Raw genomic sequence first — 3,677 nt, forward strand, 5'->3', positions numbered from 1 at the left:
TCGAATGCGAATTTTTATAGCTATATAACAAAATGAGGATATGTAAAGAATCGAAAGTTAAATCTCACTAAGATAGAATAATCTCATCGATAGTCTTACATTGTTTGTGGTTCATACTTTGGGGTTTCCCGCAACGAACAACAAACAGCGTTACTATCCTATAGCCATTGGATTGACAGTTTTCAAAAGCAAACTCTTCATTAAAAATTTCGCTCGGTAAGCCGACAATGTTTTACGGCCATACGTTCAAAAAACTGCAAAATTTAACACCAACACCAGGATTTTGGCGTTGGATGAGAATTTTTATCGGTATTTGTTTGGGCATTCTCATGTTGGGATGGACAGCGACAGTCCAGCAACCAGTCGTCCTCACCATGTTGATGCAGGGTCAAGACATTGCTAATTGGAGGCCATTTGTCAGAGAATTTGAATCCAAAAATCCCGACATTCGTATCGACATGGTAGAAGGGCCCTTCGATACAAACTTAATCGAAGGGCTCTACACTTCGGCCTTTTTATTGGGAGAATCGCCCTACGATATCATCAACATGGATATTGTTTGGGTGCCCAAGTTTGCCGCTGCTGGATGGGTGATGGATCTCACAAATAGAATTAGCAAAGAGCAATTATCAAAATTTATTCAAGGTAATGTTGAGGGGGGACTATATCAAGGCAGATTGTATCGCATACCTCATGCTTCCGATGCAGGTGTACTTTACTATCGCAGTGATTTGTTGAAAAAAATTGGAGCTAAACCACCCGAAACATTTCAAGAAATGATCGAAATTTCCCAACGTTTAAAGAAAGAGGAAAAAATACCTTGGGGTTATCTATGGCAAGGCAAGCAATACGAAGGTGTATCGGCAATGTTTGTCGAGGTACTGGAAGGTTTTGGCGGTTTTTGGGTTAATTCGGAAACTTTGGAAGTGGGACTCGATCGACCGCAGGCAATCCAAGCAGTTGAGTTTCTTCGCAACACAATTACTAACAGTATTTCTCCCCCTGGCGTCACTACTTACGGGGAAGAAGAAACGCGCCTGCTATTTCAAAATGGCAGTGCGGTTTTCTTACGCAACTGGCCTTATGTTTGGAGATTGGTGAATCAGGAAGGATCGAAAGTCCGGGGTAAGATTGCCATCAAACCGATGATTCACGCAGCTGGTTATCGGGGTGGTTCCTGCTTGGGTGGATGGGGTTGGGGAATATCTAAAACATCAAAACATCCAGAGGAAGCATGGCGATTGATTCAGTACCTTACCAGCGAAGCAATCCAAAAAAGATTGATTCTGAATACTGGGTTAGTTCCCAGTTACAAATCTTTGTTTACAGATCCGCAAGTTGTTGCCAAATATCCTCATTATCCGCAACTGCTATCTGTTGTGCAACAACCCGCATTACGTCCGCCTTTGGCTCAGTATGCCCAAGCTTCCGATATTTTGCAACGTTATTTGAGTGCGGCTTTTACGGGACGCATGAGTGCAGAACAAGCAATGCAAGCAGCATCTGGCGAAACGCGCAATCTGCTAGGACAAATTAAAAAAATCCAAAATTCACAGCTGCAAACAGAAACAAAAAGTTAAATATTCAGTCATGATTCATCAGTCATCGTCAGATCATATCCGTTAGCATCGTTTCCATAAAAAATCGCTTTCTTATCTGCGTTAATCTGCGTTAATCTGCCTAATCTGCGGTAAAAATTTAACCCCCGACTCCCACAGATAACATGAGAGCATCACTCCTATACTACCGATGCCACCGGACATGATATCATTTGTAATTTAGCGATTACCAATTACGAATCAGCATGAAATCAGACCCTATACAGCAACGAGAACAAACAACTGGATGGATATTGGTATTACCAGCATTAATCCTATTATCGCTAGTATTTGCTTACCCGATTTTGAGGGCTTTTTGGTTGAGTTTATATACCCAAAACCTTGGCTCTCAGCTACAACGAATTTTTTCCGGTTTGAGCAATTATCAGCGGATGTTAGGTGATGGGCGCTTCTGGCAGAGTATGTGGAACACGACGGTGTTTACCGCTGGTTCTGTGCTGCTAGAATTAATTCTGGGAATTGCGATCGCACTGGTACTAAATCAAGCTTTTAAAGGACGCGGTATCGTGCGGACAATTACCCTAATGCCTTGGGCTTTGCCAACTGCTTTGATGGGCGTTGCTTGGGCGTGGATTTTTAACGATCGCTACGGCATCATCAACGATATTTTGCGACGTTTGGGCATAATTGAAACTGGGATTACCTGGTTGGGAGATCCTGTGCTGGCAATGGTGGCAGTAATTGCAGCCGATGTGTGGAAAACAACGCCTTTTATCGCGCTTTTATTGCTAGCAGGATTGCAATCAATTCCCAATGACCTCTACGAAGCTCACGCCCTGGATGGCGCTACTGCTTGGCAAAGTTTTCGGAGAATTACGCTACCTCTTTTGATGCCTCAAATTGTGATTGCTTTGTTGTTTAGATTTGCCCAAGCTTTTGCCATATTTGATTTAATTCAGGTGATGACTGGCGGTGGCCCTGCGGGGGCGACAGAAACAGTTTCTGTTTATATCTACAGTACGGTGATGCGTTACCTGGATTTTGGCTATGGGGCAGCGCTGGTTGTGGTGACGTTTTTGTTGTTATTAACTGCTGTCGCGATCGCCAGTTTCTTGTTGTCCAAAGCACGCTCTAACATTGCAGGAGTATCTTAAATTATGGCTATTGCACAAGAGCGATCGACATCTGCTTCAACTTTCAATTGGCGACAAATTATTTTGCCAGTTGCGATCTTCGCAGTTGTGGCTTTTTTCCTGGGGCCGATTATCTGGCAAGTATTAACTTCCATCAAATTGAATAGAGATATCTCTGCGGTTCCTGTTGTCTACATTCCCACACAAATCACGCTGGAACATTACCTATCTCTATTCCTGCGCCGTCCGTTTGCCCTTTACATTTTTAATAGCGCTTTTGTTTCCATTACTACGACGCTGCTGTGTTTGGCATTAGGCGCACCCGCAGCTTATGCCTTGGCGCGGATGCGATTTATGGGAAGAAAAATTATCCTCGCCAGTATCTTGATTGTGACTTTATTTCCGGCAGTGCTGCTATTTCTGGGATTGTTAGAAGTTGTGAAAGCTACCCACTTGGGTAATAACTATCTGGCACTCATAATTCCTTATACCGCGATCAATTTGCCTCTGACAATTTTGGTGATGCGGAGTTTCTTCCAACAACTGCCCAAAGATTTAGAAGATGCTGCTAGGGTAGATGGTTACAATACATTGCAAATGCTTTGGCATATTCTGCTGCCGATGACTGTTCCAGCACTGGTGACGACGGGAATCCTCACCTTTATTTCTGCTTGGAATGAGTTCATTTTTGCGCTTACTTTTATGACTCGCGAATCGATGAAAACGATTCCGGTGGCAACTGCACAGTTAAGCGGTGCTTCGGTGTTTGAAATTCCTTACGGGCCGATCGCAGCTGCTACTGTGCTGGGAACGTTACCTCTCGTTTTATTGGTTTTGTTCTTCCAGCGCAAGATTGTGCAAGGTTTAACTGCTGGTGCGGTCAAAGGATAGGGAAAAGTCAAAAGTCAAAAGTCAAAAGTCAAAAAAAAGAAGGAGCTAGCGGGTGGTTAAAAAAGTTTATTAAGCCAAACATTCAAATTCTTGA

Annotated in this window: 3 protein-coding genes; all 3 read left to right on the forward strand. The window is 43.3% G+C overall.

Features of this window, described 5'->3' with window-relative positions; all coding sequences use genetic code 11:
- Positions 1-293: 293 nt before the first annotated feature.
- The 3 genes from H6S82_RS23720 (at position 294) to H6S82_RS23730 (ending at position 3,583) form a co-directional block, all read left to right on the forward strand.
- Complete coding sequence (locus tag H6S82_RS23720) at positions 294-1,580, forward strand: ABC transporter substrate-binding protein (RefSeq protein ID WP_242057087.1); 1,287 nt, start codon at positions 294-296, stop codon at positions 1,578-1,580.
- A gap of 224 nt (positions 1,581-1,804) precedes the next feature.
- Positions 1,805-2,713: a sugar ABC transporter permease gene (locus H6S82_RS23725; RefSeq protein WP_190474831.1), complete on the forward strand. Its 909-nt coding sequence runs from the start codon at positions 1,805-1,807 to the stop codon at positions 2,711-2,713.
- Between the two features lie 3 nt (positions 2,714-2,716).
- Positions 2,717-3,583 (forward strand): carbohydrate ABC transporter permease, encoded by an 867-nt coding sequence (locus H6S82_RS23730; RefSeq protein ID WP_190474834.1) that lies wholly within the window; start codon positions 2,717-2,719, stop codon positions 3,581-3,583.
- Positions 3,584-3,677 lie beyond the last annotated feature (94 nt).

Source organism: Planktothrix sp. FACHB-1355, from assembly GCF_014748295.1.
GTDB classification, from domain to species: Bacteria; Cyanobacteriota; Cyanobacteriia; order Cyanobacteriales; family Aerosakkonemataceae; genus Aerosakkonema; species Aerosakkonema funiforme_A.

What these genes read in the sequence shown, in the direction of transcription:
- H6S82_RS23720 (WP_242057087.1), top strand. Translation starts at nt 294, where the DNA reads ATGAGAATTTTTATCGGTATTTGTTTGGGCATTCTCATGTTGGGATGG.
- H6S82_RS23725 (WP_190474831.1), top strand. Translation starts at nt 1,805, where the DNA reads ATGAAATCAGACCCTATACAGCAACGAGAACAAACAACTGGATGGATA.
- H6S82_RS23730 (WP_190474834.1), top strand. Translation starts at nt 2,717, where the DNA reads ATGGCTATTGCACAAGAGCGATCGACATCTGCTTCAACTTTCAATTGG.